Here is a 23,698-nt window from a genome sequence, read left to right on the forward strand (position 1 = left end):
TGGTTAAGCCAATCACTCTTTGAAGTACTATAAGTACTCAATTATTGGAATTAACGTTGACATATTGTCATTCAGTTTTCAATGTTCATTTCGTCTCACAAGAATCTATTATACACGCTTCGAAATTCGAAGTCAACAACTTTTTAAAATTAATTTTCAAAGTGTTTTGATGTGTTATTTATCTCTCGCTCACAAGATATAACTATACACGCTAAATCTAGTGAACTCAAGCATAAAAATTACACCAAAACAACCATTGTTCTCAAATATGATTATTTCTCAACATATTCTTTTAAATTATCGTATATTCTTTCAGCATCTTTGTAGCCTTGTTTATATAAAGCGTCTAATTTCTTAGGATTTTTCTCAATTCTATCTACTGATAACGAATCTGAAGGTCTTATTACGAATAAATTCCCTTTTTCTTCTTCCTCTTCTATCCATTCTAAAGTCTTATTGTAATGTTTATATCTAATGGCCATGAGATGATTCACTTTAGGATATGCTCTCAATCTAAAAACTCTAGAAAATCTACTTTGTTTTTTGCGATAGCCTTTAGGTCTTGTAAGAATAAGAACGTTTTTCTTATAACCTTCCTCAATCGTTTTATTCAAAGGTATAGGATTTACAACTCCTCCATCTAATAAAGTATATCCTTTGTATTGAACAGGATTTGCCATCATAGGTAATGAACTCGTTGCCTGTAATGCAGTTAAAATAGAATCTTTAGTTTCTTTCTTATCAAAATATACAGCTTCTCCTGTTTCACAGTCAGTTGTTACAATAACAAATTCTTCTTCAGCTTGATCAAACTTTTCAAAATCAAAGGGTTCTAAATAAGTAGGTATATAGTGATACACAAAATCCATTCCAAATATTTCTTTTCTCTTCACATAGTTGGAAAGGGAAATATATCGTTTATCCTTTATATACTTTGCCGTCACACGATGGTTACGTCTATATTGTCTAGATAAGTAACTTGCTGCCATTGAAGCTCCTGCTGAAACACCGATATTATATTCAAAATATAAATCTTTTTTAATAAAGAAGTCTAATACACCTGCTGTATACATACTTCTCATTCCGCCACCTTCTAATATTAACGCTGTGTCCTTTATCATATCCACACTCTTTTCTATACCTTTAGTTAAATGAAAGCAACCTGCTACATATTACATGTGAGCAGGTTGTATGTTTATTATTAAATTTCTGTTCTTCCAGTTATAGCTTTAGACAGTGTAACCTCATCAGCATATTCTAAATCGCCACCTACTGGCAATCCATGTGCAAGTCTAGTTGTTTTAATGCCGATTGGCTTAACAAGTCTAGATATATACATTGCTGTTGATTCACCTTCTATATTTGGATTCGTTGCTAATATAATTTCGGTAACTTCATCACTCTTTAGTCGTTCTAATAATGAAGGAATATTAATATCTTCTGGACCAATACCTTCCATTGGAGATATAGCTCCATGCAATACATGATATAAACCTTTATATTCGCGCATCTTTTCCATTGCTATAACATCTTTAGAATCTTGGACAACACACACAACAGTACGATCTCTTTGCTTATCTTGGCAAATATGACAAGGTGATACATCTGTTATGTGTCCACAAGTTTCACAATAAGTTAGTTCTCGCTTTACATCTACAAGAGATTTAGCAAAAAGAACAACATCGTCTTCTTTCATATCTAATACATGAAAAGCTAATCGTTGAGCTGTCTTGGGACCTATCCCAGGCAACTTCATAAAGCTATCAATTAATTTAGATATTGGTTCTGGATAAAACATCATTACATCATTCCAGGAATGTTAAGACCTTTTGTATGTTTACCTAAACGATCTGCAGTTACATCGTCTGCTTTAGATAAAGCATCATTTGTTGCAGCTAATACTAAATCTTGTAGCATTTCTATATCTTCAGGATCTACAACGTCTTCTTTAATGATTACGTCTAAAATTTCTTTATGTCCAGAAACAACAACTGTAACCATTCCGCCACCAGCTGTTCCTTCAATTTTTTCTTCTTTTAGCTTTTCTTGTTCCTCAGCCATTTTCTTTTGCATTTTTTGCATTTGTTTCATCATTTGTTGCATATTTCCGCCACCGCGCATAATTTCGTCCTCCTAATATCTATTTTGTTCGTTATAGAAAATTAATTTTTGTCATATTTATTATACATACCTTTGGAGATGATGTCATGTATTACTCATCAGTAACACGTACTGTGTCCTCACCAAATAGTTCTTGTGCTTTTTTAACGACATCCGCTTCTTTAGGCTTTTCTTCCTTAACCGTATCATCTTGAGCAGGATTAGCTTTTTTAGATTGAATGTATTGTTGTCTAACTTGTAACCACTGTGAATTTGGTACGCCAACTACTTTGACAGTTTTATCTACTATTTCACAGACAATCGCTTCTATATGATTTCTTTTTTCATCATTTTTGTTAACTATCTCGCAATGTATATCTTCATCAAACTTTACCAGTACATGATCTTCACTAGCAGCGACAGGTTCCGAGTTCAGCAATAAACTAACTAATGCTCTTTGTTCTTTCTCTTTAACCGATTCGATAACTGCTTGCCATTTTTCTTTTAGTAAATTTAAATCATCACGATTAGCATGATCAAGAACACGCTCTATTTGTCTAATTGAGAAGACATGTTTAGATTGCTTTCTACCTATGTTCTGTTTATTTTCAATTGGTTTCGCCTTTTGACTACCACCATTCTGAGAAAGTTGATGAACGTGTTCCTCAAGTTGTTTGATTTTATTCATTACTTCACTTGATGCTACTTGATTACTTTGACCACCTGTTGTTGGTTGTTCTTTGTTATTACTTGTAATCAATTCCGTTAACTTAACAATGAGTATTTCTATATGAACATTTTGGTTAATTGCAAAACGCATTGAAACCAATGTGTCGTTAATGCAATCAATCATCTTGTACATTGTATTTAAATCAATATGATGAAGTGCATGTTGCTCGTCATCTTGATCAGTCGTTTTGGCTACAATTGCATCTCTAATGAAATAAATCATATCATTAACAAGTCTATTCACTTCTTTACCAGCAGCGATAAACTCATGATACCTCGTGAAAGCCTGTTTAATATCTTTAGCTACAATGTCGCTGAATAACGCATTCAATGCTGCTTTATCTACACTACCTGTTACATTTAAAGCATGTTCAAGTGACAAATGTCCATCTCCAAATGCGATTGCTTGATCCATAATACTTAGTGCATCACGCATACCGCCTTCTGACACTTGTGCAATAAATGATAAAGCATCTTGTTCATAAGTAATATTTTGTTCGTCTGCAACAAATGCCAATCTACTTTCTATCTCACCAGAATGAATCGCTTTAAAATCAAACCTTTGACATCTCGAAATAATTGTTGGTGGTATTTTGTGAGGCTCTGTCGTAGCAAGAATAAATATAGCATGACTTGGTGGTTCTTCAAGTGTCTTTAGAAGCGCATTAAAGGCACCAGTTGTTAACATATGCACTTCATCTATAATATACACTTTGAATTTAGATTCACTTGGTGCATATTTTACTTTATCTCTAATATTTCTAATTTCATCTACACCATTATTACTTGCAGCATCTATTTCAATTACATCTGAATTTGTTCCTTGTGTAATACCTTTACAAATTGCGCATTCATTACAAGGTTCTCCATTTGTATTTTCTGTACAATTAATTGCTTTAGCAAAAATTTTAGCAATACTCGTTTTACCAGTTCCGCGTGGGCCATTAAATAAGTAAGCATGTGATTGCTTTTCTTTTTGGATTGCATTTCTTAATGTTTTTGTGACATGTTTTTGACCTACAACATCTGAAAATGACTGCGGCCTATACATTCTATACAAAGCTTGGTAGTTCAAAATGGCACCTCCAAAGTTTAATACGATATACCTTATATTATATCACGAATCGATACTGACTTCTTATTATAAATTACTGAAAATATTCAGGATAATGAACAGTACCTCTTATTTCTTTGGTTGGGTGGTCCCATAAATATTTGAACATGAAGTTCTCATCTGGCACTTCAAACGGCGCATAAATCTCAAAGTCCGAAGCAATATGATAGCCTAGCTTACGATAATATTCAGAATGACCGAGTACTACAACACCTATATAACCATTTTCATATGCTCTATATTCCAACGCTTCTATTAAAGCTTTGCCTATACCTTTATTTTGGTATTGTGGCAAAACTGAAACAGGTGCCAATGCTAATACAGTATTACTTTGTTCATCAGAATTTATTGTTACCTCTGACATCATTGCATGCCCTAATATTTTCCCTGACTCCGTTTTTGCTACTACTTCAAGTTCAGCGTTATAAGTTAGCGATTTTCGAATTTTTCCGATTAACTCAAATTCTTTTCCGTTTGATTGCGCTTCTGTTAAAAAAGATTGTTGTACAACTTCTTTAGCAAGTTCATATTCCGATTCCACAATAGTACCAATTAGTAATTGCGTCATGTATGATAATATCCTCCTGATATAAGAAAAAGGGCGACCGCGGTCACCCTTTTTGAATTTATATTTAATTTGATAATTTAAAATTTAAATACCGTGCACCTTTGCTTTGAACAAACATCACAAGCGTAACCTCAGTCGTTAGCTAAACCTCGGCAACCCTACGGCACATACAATGATCCACTTAATGCTGCTTCCTTCCGGACCTGACATGATTCATGGGTTTGTATTGCATAGGACCGACGTCTTCAGACACCACGTGCTGAGGGCAGACCTCACAATAATATGTCCGCAGCAAAGGAATTCAGTCCTGCATAAGCGGATTTCAAGTACAGGGAACCGCTACCTCCCCACTTAGCACGGCAATTTATATAGTACAACAAAACCTTTACATTTGGCAAGAGAAAACTATTCTTTATATTCGAGTTTGATTAATCACTCTTCGAGAAAAATCTACAAATTTAAATTCCGTTGCAATATGTCTAGATATATTATACTGAAATCGTTCAGCATTATTAAGGTGTACAATCCCTCTAACTGTTGCTGTAAAAGGTGGATCTAAATGACCAAAATAAGCGATCTCTTTATCCGACATTCTCTCAAAAGTAATAGATTTATTTGAATAACTGATTTCCACATTCATTTCATTTTCTATATAACGATAAATTGATTGTGAAGCTACTTCTTTCGTTAGTTTAGGAATCACACTACATATAAAGTAATCTTCATCCATAATATGCACATTGTTGTTCTTCTTTCTTGTTCTAATAACATGCCAAAGTTTATCCTGATCATTTAGTTCAAGAGCATGTTTTACAATTGGTACTTCTTCTGCACGTATTACTTCGAGAAGTTCGACTTCAGTTTCATAGTCTAAACCTAATCTTTGATTAATTTCTTGAAAACTTATCATTTCCGAAATTGGAAATTGAATGATGTCTTCATATATTACAACTGAACCTTTACCTCGTAATTTTTGTATATAGCCCTTTTCTTGTAATAAATTTAAAGCTTTCCTTACAGTTTCTCTAGAAGTTGAATATATTTTTGTTAATTCATTTTCTGAAGGTAGTTGCTGTAAATGAGCATATTCACCATTTATAATTTTTTCACAGATAGATTGGTAGATTTTCATATACTTGTTCATTGGGTTCACCTCTATACCTTCAAAAATTCCTTAACTTCCACTTACTTTAACTACAAATGCGTCATATGGTTGTAGTGTGTTACCTTTTAAATCGTTATTTGCAATCATAATCTCGCCTTCTAAATCGATATCTGTTGGGATATCTACTTCTCGGTTAGAGTAATTTGCTATAACTATCCATACTTCATCATTCAAACGTCTTTTATATACAAATAAATCTGAATGCTCCATATAAAGTGGCTCTATTTCTCCATAAGTTATAATATCATGTTCATGGCGTATTTTGATTAATTTTTGATACGTGTAAAAGATTGAAGATTTGTCTTCCAGCGCCGCTTCTACATTAATGTGTTTATAATTATTCGGAATACCAATCCATGGTGTTCCAGTTGTAAATCCAGCATTTTCTTGTTTATTCCACTGAATTGGTGTTCTAGAATTATCTCTAGACTTTTGTCCAATCACTTTCATAATCATTTCCTCATCTATGCCATTACTTTTTAAAAGTTTGTAAGCATTGAGAGACTCAACATCTCTATATTGATTAATGTCTGTAAACTTAGGATCCGTCATGCCAATTTCTTCACCTTGATATATATATGGTGTTCCTTGTAACATATGCAAAGATATTGCGAGCATTTTTCCGGATTTAACTCTATCTTCTTCTGTTGTATCATTTCCAAACCTTGTCACAACTCTTGGTTGATCATGGTTACACCAGAATATCGCATTCCATCCATTACCTTTAGCGATATTTACTTGCCAATCCATTAAAATACGTTTCAGTTCAAGAAAATCAAATTTCATGTCTGACCACTTTTCACCATTCTTATAATCTACTTTTAAATGATGAAAATTAAACACACTGCTTAATTCGTGACGCTCAGGATTCGTATATTGAATACAATTATCAATTGTAGTTGAAGACATTTCACCAACCGTCATAATATCTTTATCACCAAAAGTCTGTTTATTCAGCTCTTGTAAATATTCGTGAACTTTTGGTCCATCAGTATAAAATTCTTTTCCAATTGCTTCTGAATTTTCGAATGCACCTTTAGATATTAAATTAATAACATCAAATCTAAATCCATCTATACCAAAATCAATCCAATAATTGATCATTTCGTATATTTCAGATTTAAGCTTGTCATTCTCCCAGTTTAAATCTGCTTGAGACACATCGAATAGTCTTAAATAATAACTTTCTGTTTGTTCATCATAAGTCCATGCATTGCCACCGAATTTTGATTCCCAATTCGTTGGCGGCTCGTCTTTCGTTCCTTCTTTCCAAATATAATAATCTCGATACGGATTATCTTTAGATTTACGAGACTCTACAAACCAATGATGAGCTGTAGATGTATGATTAATAACGATATCTAACATGATTTTAATACCTAGACTATGCGCTTCACTAAGTAACTCTTCAACATCTTCTTTAGTGCCAAAATCTGGATTAATTTGATAATAATCACTAATATCATAACCATTATCATTCATTGGTGATTCATAAATTGGTGTTAACCAAACATAATCAACACCTAAAGTTTGTAAATAAGGTAACTTTTCAATTATTCCTCTTAAATCACCTTGTCCATTTCCAGTCGTATCATTGAAAGATTTTGGATACACTTGATAAACGACAGACTTTTTCCAATCTGAAACTGCCATATTGGTAAACTCCTTTTATAAATTATTCTTTCATCATTTCTTTCGCTTTTTCATTTGCAAAGTTTGAAAGCACAACCGTTAGTATAGCTGGTAATACCATAGCTATCAATGTAGCCATACCGAACACAGCCCAATATTCTCTTTGAATTGAGATGATTGCAGGTACACCACCTACACCTACACTACCTAACACTTTATTAGCTCCAATAAATGCACCTAATAAACTTGAAGAAATAATTGCTGCAAAGAATGGATATTTAAGTGGTAAGTTGACACCAAACATCGCCGGTTCAGTTACACCTAGAAATGCTGAAATACCTGAAGTAACTGCTAAACCTTGTTCTTTACCCATTTTACGTTGTTTATATACTACCCAAGCTCCAAACGCTGCAGAACCTTGACAAATATTTGAAATGGCAACGATTGGCCATAAATATGTTCCTCCGAGTGGACTTCCCATCAGTTGGAAATCTACTGCTAAGAACATATGATGTAAACCAGTAATAACGAGTGGCGCATAGAACAATCCGTACACTGCTCCACCTAGCCATCCTGCACTTTCAAAGATTGCTTTAATAGCATCTGTAATAAGTGTACCTAAACCTAAAGCTAATGGCCCAATTACAATAAATGCTAAGAAACCAGTGACTAATAGCGCTACAGGACCAACGACTAACATCTTGATTGAATCATGAACACGTTTTGTAAGGAATTTCTCTATCACTGACAATACCCAAGTTGCAAATAATATTGGTAATACTTGTCCTTGGTAATTCAACTGCTTAATTTCTATACCGAATATATGCCATACAGGTATTTCACTTGATTTACCGCCACCCAAATCATATTGAGAAGCAAGTTGTGGATGTAACAAGATTAAACCTAATACTAAACCTAAAATCGGACTACCTCCAAATACACGCATAGCCGACCAACCAATTAAAGCTGGCAAGAAGATAAATGCGGTACTTGCGATAACATTAATGATGTTCGCAAAATCTGCTAACCATAGATATTGCTCAATGAGCGGTTTAGGACCAAATAAATCCTTTGCTGTTAACACATTATTTAAACCTAATAGTAAACCAGCTGTTACGATTGCTGGCAAGATAGGAATAAACACGTCACCTAATAATTTAATTAAACGTTGGAAAGGATTCATTTTTTGTTCTGACGCTTTCTTTACATCATCTTTCGAACTTTCTTCAACCCCTGTTTCTTCTTGAAAAACTTTATACGCCTCGTCAACAGTTCCCGGTCCAATTACAATTTGAAATTGGTTATTCGCTGAAAAAGACCCTTTCACTAAATCAATTTCGTCTAACGCTTCCTTGTTAACCTTACTTTCATCATTTAATACTAATCGTAAGCGTGTAACACAATGCGTTGCTACGTTAACATTGTCCTGTCCACCTATAGCATCAATGATCTGTCTTATATCTTCTCTTTTCACAGCCATTGAACTCACTCCCCCTATATTTATTTAACTGAATTATAACTTGTATATACAAGTATGTAAAGGCTTACAATTAATATTATATTTATAATGTAGTATGATTGGATAAAGGAGGTTTTGTATATGTCTTTTTTAACAGATGAATTCATAGACCACGATGGGCTTTCACTAGAGTTCGCTAATGAAAGTTCTACGATTTTTACCAACCATCATCAAGAAGAAATATTTGAGTCTGCAAGTATAATCAAACTACCAATCATGATTTATATTTTTAATCATACAACTAAAGAGGAACGACAAGAACAAATACAACTATCTAATATTGTTGGTGGGAGTGGTGTATTACAAAATATGAACACTCAGAATGTAAGCATAAATGACTTAATTTATTTAATGATTGTTGTGTCTGATAATACAGCTACAAACACTTTAATCAATCATTTTGGTTTACATCATATTAATTTATTTATAAATGAAACACTTCATTGCGAAAATACTGAACTAAATCGTTTTATGATGGATGAAAATGCGATTGCTGATGGTATACAAAATATTACGACAGCCAATGACATGATTAAAATACTTCGCTATATTACGCAACACGACGACAAACAAGAAATGATGGACATTATGTACAACCAACATTTGAATGATAAAGTTTCTATTTATAAATCTTTCTATGAAGAATCACTTTCTTTTTATTCTAAAACAGGTGAATACGGGAACGTCGTAAACGATGTAGGTATTATCCAACATGAAGGTACACTCTATTATTATTGTTTTTTATCAAACACAAACAAACCCAAAAAGGCGATCGATTTCTCTCACCAATTCGGGTCATATATTATCCAATCTATTTTAAAAATCTAATAATCTTGCTGCTTTTACTAATATTTTTTGATAATAGCTTCCAGTTAATTTAACAATTTCAATACTTTTCGGTGTATGAGGTGCGTGAATCATCATATCATCACCCATGTATATACCAACGTGTGATAAGAAGCCCTTATCTTCTGGTTTACTAAAGAATAGAAGGTCACCAGGTTCAAAAGGTTTCTGTTCAATAGAAACATCTTCCATTGCTTCATACTGTTCATCTGCATCTCGAGGTATATGGAAATTCTGACTTTTATACATTTGGTAGCAAAGTCCTGAACAATCATATCCATAACTAGACATGCCCCCCCATAAATATGGCAAGTCTAAAAAGAGTCTGGCATTTTCAATTACACCTTGCATTGTCCCTTTCAGAAAAGTGCCTTGCTCATCACTTAAAATAATATCTTTTGAATGTATTAAACCTGTCCCTTCAGGGGTATCTACTTCAATATATTCATCATTATTATTTGTTACTGGCAACACCGTATTAAATGATAGAATTTGTTTTGTTGTAAAATCTAAATTAAACAAAGTTGTTTTCGGTACTTTAACGCGTGCTTTTTGATGTGATTGATAATCCTTCATTTCACTTAGTTGGCTAGTTGGAATATAGCCAGGGTAGCCTTTTTTATGTTGTTTTGAAGCCTGCTCTGTACATATCACATAACTCCAGCCGTCTTGTTCATCTATAACTTCAACCATTTCACCATACAATATTTGTGTATCTATTCTGCTGTCTTCTGTAAACGATAGCTTCTCTTTTAGACTGAGTTCTAGTAGCCATCTTTGAATATTAGCTGGGTACATTATGCCATCTCTATCAATATCTCTAGCTTTATCTGCACTTCTCCATATTGTCCCTACATTAACTCTGCAATATTTTTTCATGAACTCACCTTCTTATATAAAGATTTTCTATCTATTCCTAAACCAAATCCTTCTGACGGTGACACTTTAGCTCCTTCATATACAATACCGCCTTCAATTTCTCTTTCAACTACCATTAAAGGCGCATCAAAATCAACTCGATTTACTTGTTTAGCAGCTAAACTAAAATGCAAAGCCGCAGTTACAGAAACATGCGTCTCCATCATACATCCGACCATACAATGTATATCTGCACTTTGTGCTATATCATGAATTTTTAGTGCTTCGTGTATGCCACCAGTCTTCATCAACTTAATATTCCACAAATTATTAGCACCTACTTCTACTAATCTTCGTGCATCATATGTACTAAACAAGCTTTCATCTACCATTAAAGGTATATTAAATGATTGTGTTAATTCACCAAGAAGTTCATATTCATAGCGGCCAACCGGTTGTTCAATACTTTCAATTTCTAAATCTGCTTCATCAAAATGTTTTAGTGCATATCGCGCACCTTGTTCATCCCAAGCTTGATTAGCATCAGCACTCAATATGACATTGTTAGGCAAAGAATTTCTCAAAGCCTTCAGTCTATTCAAATCAGTTTCAACATTGTCTTTCCCTACTTTTATCTTTAAGTGATTAAAACCTTCTTCGACATATCTCAAACCGTCTTCAACCATTTCATTTGCTTCATTCAGACTAACTGTATAACATGTTTCTAAATCTTTATTTCCTGGGTTATGATCCAAATACTTATATAAAGGCAATTCAGCTTCTTGAGCTAATAAATCATAAAGTGCAATATCAATTGCTGCTTTAGCACTTGTATTACCAACAATTATTTGTTGTATTTCATCTAACAAATCTTTCGTTAACTGTCTATTTATTAAAAGGGGTTTAAACACTTCTTCAATTGCAGCTTCAATTCCACCTTTTGTGTCACCAGTAATCACATATGTAGGTACAGCTTCCCCAACCCCTACTATATCTTCGTAATTTGTCTCTATAAAAACGTATATACTTTCTATTACTTCAACTGTTCTTAGAGCTGTTTTGAATGGTTTCTTTAAAGACGTCCCGTATCTATAATATTTTATATCTGTAATAAACATAATACTGCCCCTTTATTCTATATTTACACCTGATTCTATTTTTAATAATTTTTGATCCACGTCTAAAATTGCTTTCGTTCCAAATGGTATAGCAAAATGAGGTGTACAATGTCCAATATTCAAATCATATACTGCAGGTTTACCTAAACGCGTTATAAAAAAGTCCAAAACTTCATTCATTGTTAACGATTTTTTAGGATTTTTAGGTTCACTATCGGTAAATGGACCAATTATAAACCCTATAGCATCATCTAACTTTCCAGCCGACTTCAATTGTTGAAGAAAGCCATCAATTTTATATGGTTCTTCACCAATATCTTCTATAAATAAAATTTTCCCTTTTGTATCAATTTCATACGAAGTGCCTAAACTAGAAACTAATAACGATAAACAACCTCCAACAATATCACCTTCAACTCGTCCAGGTACAAGTGTTTTAAATGTTAATTGATCAGTTGGATATGTTATATCTTTACCATCAAATAACTGTTCAAAGCTCTTAATAGATGTCTCATTAAAAGTATCTCCAATATCAGAAGCAATCATTGGCCCTTGATATGTAGTCAAACCCGTTTGTTGTCTAATCGCATTATGCAAACAAGTTATATCACTGTATCCCCAAATAATTTTTGGATATTTCTTAACAAGCTCGTAATCAATTTGCTCCACAATTCTAGGTGTGCCGTATCCTCCACAAGCACAAATGATGCCCTTAACTTCATCATCTTTTAGCATGTCATGTAAACTTTGTAATCTTTCTTCATCTGTACCTGCTAAATGGCCATAAATGTGTTCAATATTATTCGCTAACTTAAATTTAACTTGGTATCTCTCTTCTAAACGTTTCAAGCCATTCTTTAAATGTTCTTGGTTCGGTGGACTCGCTAACGCTACAACACCTAACATATCTCCCCGTTTTAAACCCTTCGCCTTCATTCAGTCACGACCTTTATCAGAATATTCTTATATTATAGCAAAGTTGTAAAACATTTGTACAAAACAAAAAGAGGCAGGGACATAAATAATTTCTAAAAAAATGAGATGAGACGTAGATTAATTAGTGAGTTAAGCGAAGAGTTTGGACAAGTTGTAGATTAACTCCTTCATTAATCTACAACATCCTCAAAATCAACCCTAGTCATCCTTGCCAGAGTGAGACAACGAAATCTTTTTTATAAAATGAGATTTCTGTCCCACTCCCAAAACAAAAAGCACTACCTACTAATGTAGGTAGTGCTTTTCTATATAATAGTCTTGGTTAATTTAAAAATAATGGCGGAGGAAGAGGGATTCGAACCCCCGCGAGCCGTTAAGCCCCTGTCGGTTTTCAAGACCGATCCCTTCAGCCGGACTTGGGTATTCCTCCAAATAAGACAATACTTATCTTATAACATGCCATCACTCATGTCAACAAAAACCGCAAAAATTAAATTGTAATTTTTTTCTTTAAGGCTTTATCTACAGATTTTGCGACTGCTCGACCTTCTTTTATTGCCCAAACTACTAAACTTTGACCTTTTCTTGCATCACCAGCAACAAATATTTTATCTTGATTCGTTCTAAAATCTTTTTCATTTGCGACTATTTTATTACGCTTGGTATTTAAATTAAATGAATGTGGTACTAAATGCTCAGTTCCTTCAAAACCTATTGATAATAATACTAAGTCTGCTGGCCAATGACGTTCAGTTCCTTCTACAATAACCATACCATCTTCCGTTTCTTCTAATACTTGTGTATAAAGGCCACGGATATTATCATTCTCATCGACATCATAACGCATCGTTTGAATACCATAAGCTCTTGGTTCAAATCCAAATTTTTCACGGTACTCTTTATGAGCGTAGTCTAATTTGAATATTGGCATTGGTAATGGCCAAGACGTATTTTGTTCTATTTTGTCAGTCAATCTTACATATTTATTAAATTGAACTACTGATTTACAATCATCTCTTAATGCTGTTGCTACACAGTCTGCACCAGTATCACCCGCACCTATTACAATCACATTTTTACCTTTTGCTGTTATTGTCGGTTCTTCAATTTCTCCCATTTGTAATTGCGTTTGTTCTGTTAAATATTCCATTGCAAAATGAATACCAAAACTCATGCGTCCTTCTAATGGTAAGTCTCGCCCTTTTTGTGAACCGGTGCAAACTATAATCGCATCATATTGTGCATCTAGTTCTTCTTTCGTGATGTCTTTCCCCACATTAACATCTGTCTTAAAGACGATACCTGCTTCTTCCATTAATTTAACACGACGCTCAATCACTTCTTTATCCAACTTCATACTTGGTATACCGTACATAAGCAAACCACCAGGACGATGATTTCGCTCATATACCGTCACATTATAACCTAATAAATTTAATTCTTCTGCTGCAGTTAAGCCTGCTGGACCACTGCCTATAATCGCAACTTTCTCTTCAAGACGTTGTTCTGGAAACTTAGGTTTAACAAGTCCCATATCATATGCTTCATCAATAATTGTGCGTTCAATTCCTTTAATGGCTACTGAATCATTATTAATAGCTAAGACACATGACGATTCACATGGTGCCGGACAGACACGACCAGTAAATTCAGGGAAGTTATTCGTTTCAGATAATCTTTCATATGCTTCTTTATAATCTTTTCGATAAACTAAGTCATTCCATTCAGGTATATAGTTACCGATTGGACAACCTATTGTATCTCTACCGAATGATGAGCCTGTCTGACAAAATGGTGTGCCGCAGTCCATACAACGGGCACCTTGTGTTGCAGCATCTTCTGTTGTAAAGCGTTGTTGGAATGGTTCATATCCATTTATTCTATCTTTTAATGACAACTCATCAAGTTGTTGCTTAGGATACTTCATAAAACCTTTAAATTCACCCATAATATGCCCTCCTTCTTAATATACAGAAGCCAGTTCTTCTTCATCACCTATAGATTTTCGATCATCAAAGAATGCATTTAAAAGTGCGTCTTCTTCGTTTTCTAATTTGTGTTGTGAAATCTTCTGCATCATGAGTTTATAGTCTTTAGGAATCACTTTCACTACTTTTTCAACAATTGTGTCGAATGATGCTAACACTGCTTTTGCTTTTTTACTATTTGTATATTTAACATGCTCTTCTAACATATGTTTTAAATTAGCTATTTCATCTACATCTTTTAAAGTTTCAAATTCAAGTGTATCCAACGCGTTTCTTTTCTTGAATGCTTCAACATCTGAAGGCATTGCATAACACACGCCACCACTCATACCTTGACCAAAGTTACGCCCAACATCTCCTAGGATAACTACACGTCCTCCAGTCATATATTCTAATCCGTGATCTCCAACACCTTCGACAACAACTTTTACACCACTGTTTCTAACACAGAAACGTTCTCCTGCTCGTCCGTTTATATAAGAAGTACCACTCGTTGCACCATAGAAACATACATTACCAACAATGATATTATCTTCTCTATCTTCATTCGGTGCTTTCAAGATTAATTTACCTCCAGATAAACCTTTACCAAAGTAGTCGTTTGCATCACCAGTATGATGTAAAGTCATACCTTTAGGCGTGAATGCGCCATAGCTTTGTCCAGCATGTTTAAATGTCTTAACATGTATCGTATCTTCTGATAAGCCTGGTTCGCCGTGTACTTCTGTGATATAACTACCTGTGATAACACCAACATCTCGTTCTGTATTACGCACATTATAGCTTCCTACAAATTTTTCGCCGTGATCAATTGACGCTTTTGCATCTTGATATAACTTAGTTAAATCAAATCCTTCATCAAGATAATGATTTTGATTAGTTGAACGATATCTTTCACCTTCGTTTACGAACAACAATGCTTCTAAATCTAATTCTTTTGCTTTCGGATGAGAATAGTATCTCTTAGAAACTTCTAGTAAATCTGTTCTACCAACAAGATCATCCATTGTTTTTAATCCTAAAGAAGCAAGAATCTCTCTTATTTCCTCGGCAATAAAGTACATAAAGTTCACGATGTGATCCGCTTTACCCGTAAATAATTTACGTAAATCACCATTTTGAGTCGCTATACCTACTGGACATGTATCTTTATGACAAACTCTCATCATAATACATCCAAGAACTACTAATGGTGCACTTGCAAAAGCAAATTCTTCAGCACCTAGTGCACACGCTAAAGCTACGTCACGACCCGTCATTAATTTACCATCCGTTTCAAGCGTTACACGTGAGCGAAGCCCATTTAACATAAGGGTTTGATGCGTTTCTGATAAACCGATTTCCCATGGTAAACCAGCATGCTGAATACTCGTCTTAGGAGAAGCTCCCGTACCACCATCGTAGCCGCTTATAACAATTTTATCGGCATGTGCTTTTGCAACACCTGCTGCAATAGTACCAACGCCTGATTTTGAAACGAGTTTGACGCTAATATCTGATTTTCTATTAGCATTCTTCAAATCATGAATTAATTGCGCTAAGTCTTCAATAGAATAAATATCGTGATGCGGAGGTGGCGAGATTAAACCAACACCAGGTGTCGAGCCTCGAACTTCAGCTACCCATGGATAGACTTTTGTTCCAGGTAACTGGCCGCCTTCACCAGGTTTTGCACCTTGTGCCACTTTAATTTGAATTTCTTTTGCGTGTTGTAAGTAATCACTCGTCACACCGAATCGACCGGAAGCTACTTGTTTGATTGCACTCATGTAGTTTGTTCCGTCTGGTTTAACAATAAAGCGTTCAGGGTTTTCTCCACCTTCACCACTATTACTTCGTCCGCCAATTCTATTCATCGCTTCTGCTAAAGTTTGATGCGCTTCTTGAGAAATTGAACCGAAACTCATTGCGCCTGTTTTGAATCTTGTAACAATTTGATCTGCTGACTCTACTTCTTTCAAATCAATTGCTTTTTCAGATTTAAAATCAAGTAAATTTCTTAAATGACTCATGCGTTCATTATCAGCCGCTTCTGAATATTCTTTGAACATTTCAAAGTTATTTTCTCTACAAGCGTGTTGTAATAAATGAATTGTTTTCGGGTTAAATGCATGATGCTCTCCTTGCTGTCTCCATTGGAAAGTACTACCCGTATTTAAATGCTTAATGCGTTCTGATTGTCTTGCTTTATTTTCTTTATCAATCGTTTCTATAGATATACCAGACAATTTAGACGGTGTACCTGTGAAATATTCATTGATTACATCTTTACCTAAACCAATTGCTTCAAATATTTGAGCACCTTGGTAACTCTGCACAGTTGAAATACCCATCTTAGCCATAACTTTGATAACACCTGCAGATAACGTTTGACTATACGTATCGATATTCTGCTCAACCGTACCTTCAAGACGGCCCGCAGCAGTTAAATCTTCTATCGTATAATGTGCTAAATAAGGCACAACAGCGTTTGCTCCATAACCGATTAAAGTTGCTAAATGATGCACTTCTCTACATTCACCAGAGTATGCGACAATGCTTGTATCAAGACGTTGTCCGGTTCTTATCAAATATTGATGAATATGGCTCACTGCTAATAGCATTGGCATTGCAAATGATACCTCTTCATCTTCAACAGATTCATCTTCTAAAACAATAATTTCAGCGCCATTTTTTACAGCTTTGGAAACACTTTTTCCTAAGTCATCGAGCGCTTCTTTCAGCGATCCTGTATAAGTTGTCGGAATAACTGCTACACCAAAATTGCTTTCTTGAATTTTTTCAAGTTGTGCTTTTGACAATACTGGGTGGTTCAATTGAATTCTCTTTGTATTATCTTTATGTGGTTCTAACAAGTTACCTTCTTTTCCTAAATACACCAATTCACTTGTTACAATCTTTTCTCTATATGAATCAATAGGTGGATTCGTAACTTGCGCAAAATGTTGTTTAAAATAATTAAACAACGATTCAGGTCTTGTACTTAATACTGCAACAGGTGTATCAAATCCCATAGCTCCAATTGGGTCTTTTTTCTCGTTAACAAGCTCAGACATGTATTTGTTGATCTCTTCTTTTGTATATCCGAAACGACGTTGTAATTGGAATAATTTCTCCTGTTCTACATGAGAAGGTACAGCTACAATGTCATTTACATCTAATTCTTTATGACTAATCCATTCGTCATAAGGATATTCACTTGCGATACGTTGTTTTAACTCGTCATTTTCAATTACTTTATTCTCTTTAAAGTCTACTAGTAAGAGTTTCCCTGGATTCAATTGCCCTTTGTAGACAACATGCTCTTCATCTACATCAATTACGCCTACTTCAGATGAAAATATAATTTCATTAGTATCTGTGATCGTATAACGTCCAGGTCTCAATCCATTACGATCTGTTAAAGCACCTAATTTATCACCATCACAGAAGCTAATCATAGTTGGTCCATCCCATGGCTCCATCAAATAACTGTAATACTCGTAGAATGCTCTAATTTTCGGATCTTGCGTATCATTGTATAACCAAGGTTCAGGTATCAATAGCATTGCTGCTTGTTCTGGAGGAATACTTAAACTCAAGAACTCTAAAGCGTTATCGACTATAGCCGAGTCACTTCCTGATTCATCTAATACCGTCCCAATTTTATCTTTGACATCCCCAAAAATAGTCTCAATTAATTTATCTTGACGAGCACGCATCCAATTAACATTACCTTTAATCGTGTTAATCTCACCATTATGCATTAATAATCTATTAGGATGTGCTCTCTTCCAACTTGGAAATGTATTTGTACTAAATCTAGAATGGACTGAGCCAAATTTCGAAACATAAGATTCATCTAATAAATCAGTATATAAACCTTTAATTTGATCTGAACGCAACCAACCTTTATAAACAATTGTTCTTCTAGATAAACTTGCAAAATATAAATCTAAATCTTGTTCATCACCATATCGTTCAATCTGCTTACGTGCAATAAATAAAGAACGATCAAAGTGTTCGCTCGTTTTGTTTTCAACAAATACTTGTTGAATATATGGCATTGTCTCCGCAACATGTTCTGCTAATACGGAAGAGTCTACCGGCACATCTCTATAAGAAATAACCTTTAATCCTTCTGCTTCAAAAAAAGCATTGAATTTCGCTTCGTGTTCACTACCTGCTATTTTCTTATCAGTGAAAAACATACCAACTGCATAATTTTCTTCTTCAGGTAAATTTAATTTTAATTTTTGTTTAAAATAGAGGTGAGGGACTTCAGTCATAATACCAGCACCATCGCCAGTAATACCATCTGCTCCAACTCCACCTCTATGATCTAACCTACATAGCATTTCAATTGATTTTAATACAATATCATGTGACCTTTTGTTGTCCATATTGGCGTAAAAACCAATTCCACAAGCATCATGCTCGTCCATAGAATCATATAGGCCAAGTTGTCTTCTATCTTTCTTAAATGACATACGACATCACCTCAACAGTAAATTTCAGAATCTTCAATAATTTATAGTTTATATCATACTTTATAAAGACTCATCTTAACAATATATAAAATAGATGAAATATATCTAAAAATTAGATAAAATAAAAGCGAGGTGTTAAAGATGGAGATAAAACAATTAATTTACTTTAGAGAAGTTGCAATCAGAGAGCATATTTCAGAAGCTGCATTAGAATTAGAAATCGCACAATCTGCTGTGAGTAGACAAATAGCTAATTTAGAAAAAGAACTTAACACAACGTTATTTTTAAGAGAAGGTAGAAATGTTAAACTAACAGACAGTGGCGAACTCCTTCTTTCACAAGCGAATCAAATTTTAAGTTTGATTGACGAAACGAAAGAGCTTTTCATACATCAAGAACAAACGGACAAACGTTCTATTAAACTCGCTTATACAGAAAGTTATGTTTCGCAAGCATTACCAGCGATCATTAAATCTTATGAACGCGACTTCAATTTAGAAATTAGACCAATGATGATGACACCTACAGAAATTGAAGAAGCCTTACTTTCACATCAAATAGATGTCGCATTATGTGAATTAACACCGAAACTATTAAACAATAAAAACACCATTAAACATACATTATTCGAAGAAACATACAATCTATATGTGCACAACAACAACGATTTATCTATGAATCCTAAACCGCCATTATCACAATTAAGCAATCAATACATTTATCATTTCAACACATTGCCCGACCAAATAGCACAATTAATACGTAAGCATGCATCACAGAAAGCATATCCAATTTCGAATTTCGCATTATTACGACAAACATTACTATCTGAAAAAGGTGTGCTTATCATTCCTGACTATTTAAGTAATGGAATAGAGAATGAACATCTCACTAAGATTGCTTTAACACATACAGAATTAAAAAGAACAATCAACGTTGTATATTTAGAGAACAATCAAAATAACCAATTAAAAACTTTCATAGAACACACACGTTCATTATTACAAAGACAAGCAACTTATCATTAAGGAGGCATAATCTTAAAATGGACTTTATCAATAGATCGACAGAAGAAATTGCTACTGACTTACTTGGCGTTAGAATAATTCATGAAACTAAAGATATCACTTATACAGGTTATATTGTTGAAACAGAAGCATATATTGGTAAACACGACCAAGCTGCACACTCTTTTAACGGAAAGCATACTAAAAGTGTACAATCACTTTATCGTGAAGGTGGCACAATTTATGCCCACTCCATGCATAAACAACTGCTCATTAACTTCGTGACACAAGTTGAAGGAGAACCTCAAGGTGTCTTAATAAGAGCTATTGAACCTGAATACGGAATTGAACAAATGGAAATCAATCGTAATGGTAGAACAAGTATTGAATTAACAAATGGTCCTGGAAAGTTCACACAAGCTATGAACATTTCTAAATCATTAGATGGTACTAAACTTAATGCTGGACGTCTTAAAATAGATACTACTAATCGTAAATTTCCTAAAAGTGTCGACCTATCTGCTAGAATCGGTGTGCCAAATAAAGGGGAATGGACAGATAAACCTTTACGATTTACAGTAGCTGGACATCCATATATATCAAAAGCAAGAAAGCGTGATTCTATACCTTGCAAAGACACATGGAAATAATTAATGTATTAATATAGAAGAAAGTATATTCAAATCAAATGAAAAACGATGGTGTAATTACATGAATCCACAACTCAAATCACAATTTAAAAAGCCATTTAACATAACAATTGTCGTCTTCATACTTTTAATAATTGGTGCTTATATATTCACACAAAACAATGCACATTTTTATAAGACACCTGTTGGACAAATTACGAACATTACAAACAAGACTGCTGAACAGACTATTGATCAAAACAAAAATAAAGATACGCTACATAAAGAAAAAATTCATTTAAAAATAATGAATGGGAAACATAAAGGAGATAAAATTGAAATCTCCCATAAATACACAAATTCTTTAACTGATTCTGAAAAATATCATAAAAAAGACCAAGTTCTACTATCTTATAAAGGTAAAGAAGATACGGCAATTATTAAAGGGTTAAAAAGAGATGGATCTGTAACACTCATGACTGGTTTGTTTCTATTAACATTACTATTAGTCGGTAGAAAATCTGGTTTATATTCGATTATTTCACTTGTCATCAACGTTACCGTACTATTATTTATGATCGATTATTTTATGAAACATAATAATCATCACTTCTTTATATTGATGACCATAACCGTTATCTTTTCAACGGTCGTTTCATTATTGCTTGTTAGTGGCCTTAAACGAAGAACTTTCGTTGCAATCATTTCAACGCTATTCGGCACATTTTTAAGTATTGGAATAGCCCAATTAATAATGATGTTAACAAATAGTGATGGCATTAAATATGAAACGATGAGCTTTTTGACGATACAACCGACACAAATCTTTCTAGCATCGGTATTAATCGGGTCACTTGGTGCTGTAATGGATGTTGCGATTACTTTAACGAGTTCTTTATATGAAATTAAAAAGCAACATCCTAACATCCCCCTTAAACAATTAAGGCAGTCTGGCATCAATATTGGCAAAGATATTATGGGTACAATGACGAACATATTATTCTTTGCCTACTTATCAGGAAGTATTCCAATGGTTATTCTCTATTTCAAAAATAGCAACACGATAACTTATACTCTCTCAATGAACTGGTCCTTAGAAATAACGAGAGCACTCATGGGTGGGATAGGGATTGTTATTACGATACCTATAACAATATTTGTTGCGATGTTATTTTTACAGAGAGAGGAGGCTAACCGATGACAACATTCATCTTAGCTATCATCTTACTTCTACTTATGATTATAGTAGGTGGGAAAACAGGATTCCGATCATTTATAACATTATTTTTAAACTTAATTACGTTATTTATCGCTTTACTATTAATCATTTATAAAGTACCAATATTCATCGTGTTATTTATTTTCTGCTTAGTTATAGCATGTATTAATTTATTTTATATCAATGAATATAATACAAAGACGATAGCAGCATTCTTTGCAACAATACTATCTACACTTATATTAATAGGATTAATCTATTTCATTGTTGATATTTCAATGTTGCAAGGATTTACAGAAGAAGAACAAGACGAAACTTATATATTCTCAATGAACGTCGGCATAAACTATGCACAACTTATGGTGTTCACAATAGTATTAGCTGTAATAGCCGCAGTTATTGATTTAACCATATCCATTAGTTCACCCATGTATGAACTGTATGATGCACATCCTAAAATTTCACTTGATCAACTATTTAGGTCAGGATTAACAATTGGCAGAGATATCCTTTCAACAACAACTAATACAATTTACTTTGCATTTATCGGTGGACAAATTACATTATTTTTCTGGTTTGGTAAATTGAATTACACATTCGGTGAAATCATCAATGCTAAAATATTTGCAGCAGAAATCATCACAATACTGTTAGGTGGAATAGCTGTCAGTATCGCGATACCGATAACATCATTTATTACCGTGCAATTAATAAAGAGACTACAAAGACAGTAATCAGGATTTATAGTAATAAAAAAACTGTCACCAAAATTCAAAATTTGGTGACAGTTTTTCTATTTTTAAATAGGATCTAAATTATCTTCAATTTCTGCTCTTCTTGGTTCAAGGAAACTTGGTAAGTCTAATTGTTGACCTAGTTGTTCAACATCATTATAAGGTAAGCCTGGTCCTTCTGTAGCAAATTCAATTAATATATGTGAATGTCTATAATATAAACTCTTAAAGAAGTCTCTATCTACAATTCCAGAATGCACAACTTCTTTTTCATCTAACAATTCTTTCACTTTATTTAACTCATCTTCATCAGCTACTGATAAAGCGAGGTGATGGACACTACCTTTACCAGGTCTTTCTCTCTTACCTTTTTCTTCTTTTAATACGATATCACTATATAATCCATCTAAATCAATCGAATATAATAATTCACTTTCAGAATCTACTAATTCAAAATTTAAATCATTTTCTAAAAAGTTCTTCATTTCAGAAACGTCTTCAATTTTAAATTCAACAGGTCCCATGCCCATAATTTGATGTTCTTTCGGTACATCCGTATATCTATTATTTTGCCAAGCTTTTGGAACTTTGCGATCATCATTAGGTAATAACACCATTTCCAAACCTTCATGATCTCTAAAATGTAATGCCATCATACCGTTATATATACCGATAACATCATGATCAACACCTAATTCTTCAAAACGACTCTTCCAATAACTCAAACTTTCTTCATTTGGAACTAACAGGCCAATTCTTGAAATTGAATTTGTACCTTTATACGTTTGACCCATAGGTTTAATTTCAAAAAATGTTAAAGAAGTACCAGGTGTTCCAACCTCATCACCATAGAACAAATGATACATCGAAGGATCATCTTGATTCACTGACTTTAAATACATACGCAAACCTAATTTATTCACATAAAAATCTTTATTTAACTTAGCATCTTTCGTTAACATTGAAATATGATGATGACCTAAAATTTCTACCATAGCAGTACCTCCTATATATTTAACTACATTATATCCGCTAAAGAATAATCATTACAAAAATTAAACTCACA

Annotated in this window: 19 protein-coding genes, 1 tRNA gene and 1 other RNA gene; 5 read left to right on the plus strand and 16 right to left on the minus strand. The window is 33.7% G+C overall.

The window, feature by feature from the left end; genetic code table 11:
- Window positions 1-272: 272 nt before the first annotated feature.
- The 9 genes from LQ609_RS10935 to treP all read right to left on the minus strand — a co-directional run bounded on the left by LQ609_RS10935 (window position 273) and on the right by treP (window position 8,788).
- Window positions 273-1,121 (minus strand): patatin-like phospholipase family protein, encoded by an 849-nt coding sequence (locus LQ609_RS10935; RefSeq protein ID WP_115337882.1) that lies wholly within the window; start codon window positions 1,119-1,121, stop codon window positions 273-275.
- Between the two features lie 80 nt (window positions 1,122-1,201).
- Window positions 1,202-1,798: a recombination mediator RecR gene (gene recR / locus LQ609_RS10940; RefSeq protein WP_078357248.1), complete on the minus strand. Its 597-nt coding sequence runs from the start codon at window positions 1,796-1,798 to the stop codon at window positions 1,202-1,204.
- A 2-nt stretch (window positions 1,799-1,800) separates the two neighbouring features.
- Window positions 1,801-2,121 (minus strand): YbaB/EbfC family nucleoid-associated protein, encoded by a 321-nt coding sequence (locus LQ609_RS10945; protein ID WP_078357097.1) that lies wholly within the window; start codon window positions 2,119-2,121, stop codon window positions 1,801-1,803.
- Between the two features lie 91 nt (window positions 2,122-2,212).
- Window positions 2,213-3,904, minus strand: a complete 1,692-nt coding sequence (dnaX, locus tag LQ609_RS10950; RefSeq protein WP_203154206.1) for a DNA polymerase III subunit gamma/tau — start codon at window positions 3,902-3,904, stop codon at window positions 2,213-2,215.
- Window positions 3,905-3,977: 73 nt separating this feature from the next.
- Window positions 3,978-4,511, minus strand: a complete 534-nt coding sequence (locus tag LQ609_RS10955; RefSeq protein WP_078357099.1) for a GNAT family N-acetyltransferase — start codon at window positions 4,509-4,511, stop codon at window positions 3,978-3,980.
- 91 nt (window positions 4,512-4,602) lie between these two features.
- An RNA gene (ffs, locus tag LQ609_RS10960) (signal recognition particle sRNA large type) lies at window positions 4,603-4,871 on the minus strand.
- A 52-nt stretch (window positions 4,872-4,923) separates the two neighbouring features.
- Window positions 4,924-5,655: a trehalose operon repressor gene (gene treR, locus LQ609_RS10965; RefSeq protein WP_078357100.1), complete on the minus strand. Its 732-nt coding sequence runs from the start codon at window positions 5,653-5,655 to the stop codon at window positions 4,924-4,926.
- Window positions 5,656-5,685: 30 nt separating this feature from the next.
- Entirely contained in the window at window positions 5,686-7,329 is a 1,644-nt protein-coding gene (treC, locus tag LQ609_RS10970) for an alpha,alpha-phosphotrehalase (RefSeq protein WP_239734742.1), read from the minus strand.
- Window positions 7,330-7,351: 22 nt separating this feature from the next.
- The gene (gene treP, locus LQ609_RS10975) at window positions 7,352-8,788 is read right to left on the minus strand and encodes a PTS system trehalose-specific EIIBC component (protein WP_239734743.1); all 1,437 of its coding nucleotides are present in this window, start codon (window positions 8,786-8,788) and stop codon (window positions 7,352-7,354) included.
- 120 nt (window positions 8,789-8,908) lie between these two features.
- On the opposite strand from treP, the gene LQ609_RS10980 reads away from it, so the two are divergent.
- Window positions 8,909-9,655: a serine hydrolase gene (locus LQ609_RS10980; RefSeq protein WP_239734744.1), complete on the plus strand. Its 747-nt coding sequence runs from the start codon at window positions 8,909-8,911 to the stop codon at window positions 9,653-9,655.
- Here LQ609_RS10980 and LQ609_RS10985 read toward each other — a convergent pair.
- The 6 genes from LQ609_RS10985 to gltB all read right to left on the minus strand — a co-directional run bounded on the left by LQ609_RS10985 (window position 9,644) and on the right by gltB (window position 19,042).
- Window positions 9,644-10,552: a C40 family peptidase gene (locus tag LQ609_RS10985; RefSeq protein WP_239734745.1), complete on the minus strand. Its 909-nt coding sequence runs from the start codon at window positions 10,550-10,552 to the stop codon at window positions 9,644-9,646. The genes LQ609_RS10980 and LQ609_RS10985 overlap by 12 nt on opposite strands.
- Window positions 10,549-11,649, minus strand: coding sequence for a dipeptide epimerase (locus LQ609_RS10990; RefSeq protein WP_107509414.1), 1,101 nt, complete (start codon window positions 11,647-11,649; stop codon window positions 10,549-10,551). Before LQ609_RS10990 ends, LQ609_RS10985 begins: the two co-directional genes overlap by 4 nt.
- A gap of 12 nt (window positions 11,650-11,661) precedes the next feature.
- A complete protein-coding gene (locus LQ609_RS10995; protein ID WP_107509415.1) occupies window positions 11,662-12,585 on the minus strand; it encodes a S66 peptidase family protein in 924 nt (307 codons plus the stop codon).
- A 337-nt stretch (window positions 12,586-12,922) separates the two neighbouring features.
- Window positions 12,923-13,015: transfer RNA gene (locus LQ609_RS11000), tRNA-Ser, on the minus strand.
- A 60-nt stretch (window positions 13,016-13,075) separates the two neighbouring features.
- Window positions 13,076-14,533: a glutamate synthase subunit beta gene (locus tag LQ609_RS11005; protein WP_107509416.1), complete on the minus strand. Its 1,458-nt coding sequence runs from the start codon at window positions 14,531-14,533 to the stop codon at window positions 13,076-13,078.
- A 15-nt stretch (window positions 14,534-14,548) separates the two neighbouring features.
- Window positions 14,549-19,042, minus strand: coding sequence for a glutamate synthase large subunit (gltB, locus tag LQ609_RS11010; protein WP_239734746.1), 4,494 nt, complete (start codon window positions 19,040-19,042; stop codon window positions 14,549-14,551).
- Between the two features lie 141 nt (window positions 19,043-19,183).
- Here gltB and gltC point away from each other — a divergent pair, with 141 nt between their 5' ends.
- The 4 genes from gltC to LQ609_RS11030 all read left to right on the plus strand — a co-directional run bounded on the left by gltC (window position 19,184) and on the right by LQ609_RS11030 (window position 22,632).
- Window positions 19,184-20,071, plus strand: a complete 888-nt coding sequence (gene gltC, locus LQ609_RS11015) for a glutamate biosynthesis transcriptional regulator GltC (RefSeq protein WP_078357109.1) — start codon at window positions 19,184-19,186, stop codon at window positions 20,069-20,071.
- Between the two features lie 17 nt (window positions 20,072-20,088).
- The gene (locus LQ609_RS11020; protein ID WP_239734747.1) at window positions 20,089-20,700 is read left to right on the plus strand and encodes a DNA-3-methyladenine glycosylase; all 612 of its coding nucleotides are present in this window, start codon (window positions 20,089-20,091) and stop codon (window positions 20,698-20,700) included.
- A gap of 61 nt (window positions 20,701-20,761) precedes the next feature.
- A complete protein-coding gene (locus LQ609_RS11025) occupies window positions 20,762-21,880 on the plus strand; it encodes a YibE/F family protein (protein WP_078357111.1) in 1,119 nt (372 codons plus the stop codon).
- Complete coding sequence (locus LQ609_RS11030) at window positions 21,877-22,632, plus strand: YibE/F family protein (RefSeq protein WP_078357112.1); 756 nt, start codon at window positions 21,877-21,879, stop codon at window positions 22,630-22,632. Before LQ609_RS11025 ends, LQ609_RS11030 begins: the two co-directional genes overlap by 4 nt.
- A gap of 65 nt (window positions 22,633-22,697) precedes the next feature.
- Here LQ609_RS11030 and LQ609_RS11035 read toward each other — a convergent pair whose 3' ends face one another.
- The gene (locus LQ609_RS11035) at window positions 22,698-23,627 is read right to left on the minus strand and encodes a VOC family protein (protein WP_239734748.1); all 930 of its coding nucleotides are present in this window, start codon (window positions 23,625-23,627) and stop codon (window positions 22,698-22,700) included.
- Window positions 23,628-23,698: the final 71 nt, after the last annotated feature.

This window comes from Mammaliicoccus sp. G-M28 (genome assembly GCF_022386595.1).
Taxonomy (GTDB): domain Bacteria; phylum Bacillota; class Bacilli; order Staphylococcales; family Staphylococcaceae; genus Mammaliicoccus; species Mammaliicoccus fleurettii.

Coding starts and splice junctions, on each gene's coding strand:
- LQ609_RS10985 (WP_239734745.1), bottom strand. CDS start 10,552: ATGAAAAAATATTGCAGAGTTAATGTAGGGACAATATGGAGAAGTGCA.
- treC (WP_239734742.1), bottom strand. CDS start 7,329: ATGGCAGTTTCAGATTGGAAAAAGTCTGTCGTTTATCAAGTGTATCCA.
- LQ609_RS11035 (WP_239734748.1), bottom strand. CDS start 23,627: ATGGTAGAAATTTTAGGTCATCATCATATTTCAATGTTAACGAAAGAT.
- LQ609_RS11030 (WP_078357112.1), top strand. CDS start 21,877: ATGACAACATTCATCTTAGCTATCATCTTACTTCTACTTATGATTATA.
- recR (WP_078357248.1), bottom strand. CDS start 1,798: ATGTTTTATCCAGAACCAATATCTAAATTAATTGATAGCTTTATGAAG.
- LQ609_RS10955 (WP_078357099.1), bottom strand. CDS start 4,511: ATGACGCAATTACTAATTGGTACTATTGTGGAATCGGAATATGAACTT.
- LQ609_RS10980 (WP_239734744.1), top strand. CDS start 8,909: ATGTCTTTTTTAACAGATGAATTCATAGACCACGATGGGCTTTCACTA.
- treP (WP_239734743.1), bottom strand. CDS start 8,788: ATGGCTGTGAAAAGAGAAGATATAAGACAGATCATTGATGCTATAGGT.
- gltC (WP_078357109.1), top strand. CDS start 19,184: ATGGAGATAAAACAATTAATTTACTTTAGAGAAGTTGCAATCAGAGAG.
- treR (WP_078357100.1), bottom strand. CDS start 5,655: ATGAACAAGTATATGAAAATCTACCAATCTATCTGTGAAAAAATTATA.
- gltB (WP_239734746.1), bottom strand. CDS start 19,042: ATGTCATTTAAGAAAGATAGAAGACAACTTGGCCTATATGATTCTATG.
- LQ609_RS10935 (WP_115337882.1), bottom strand. CDS start 1,121: ATGATAAAGGACACAGCGTTAATATTAGAAGGTGGCGGAATGAGAAGT.
- LQ609_RS10945 (WP_078357097.1), bottom strand. CDS start 2,121: ATGCGCGGTGGCGGAAATATGCAACAAATGATGAAACAAATGCAAAAA.
- LQ609_RS10990 (WP_107509414.1), bottom strand. CDS start 11,649: ATGTTTATTACAGATATAAAATATTATAGATACGGGACGTCTTTAAAG.
- LQ609_RS11005 (WP_107509416.1), bottom strand. CDS start 14,533: ATGGGTGAATTTAAAGGTTTTATGAAGTATCCTAAGCAACAACTTGAT.
- LQ609_RS10995 (WP_107509415.1), bottom strand. CDS start 12,585: ATGAAGGCGAAGGGTTTAAAACGGGGAGATATGTTAGGTGTTGTAGCG.
- LQ609_RS11020 (WP_239734747.1), top strand. CDS start 20,089: ATGGACTTTATCAATAGATCGACAGAAGAAATTGCTACTGACTTACTT.
- LQ609_RS11025 (WP_078357111.1), top strand. CDS start 20,762: ATGAATCCACAACTCAAATCACAATTTAAAAAGCCATTTAACATAACA.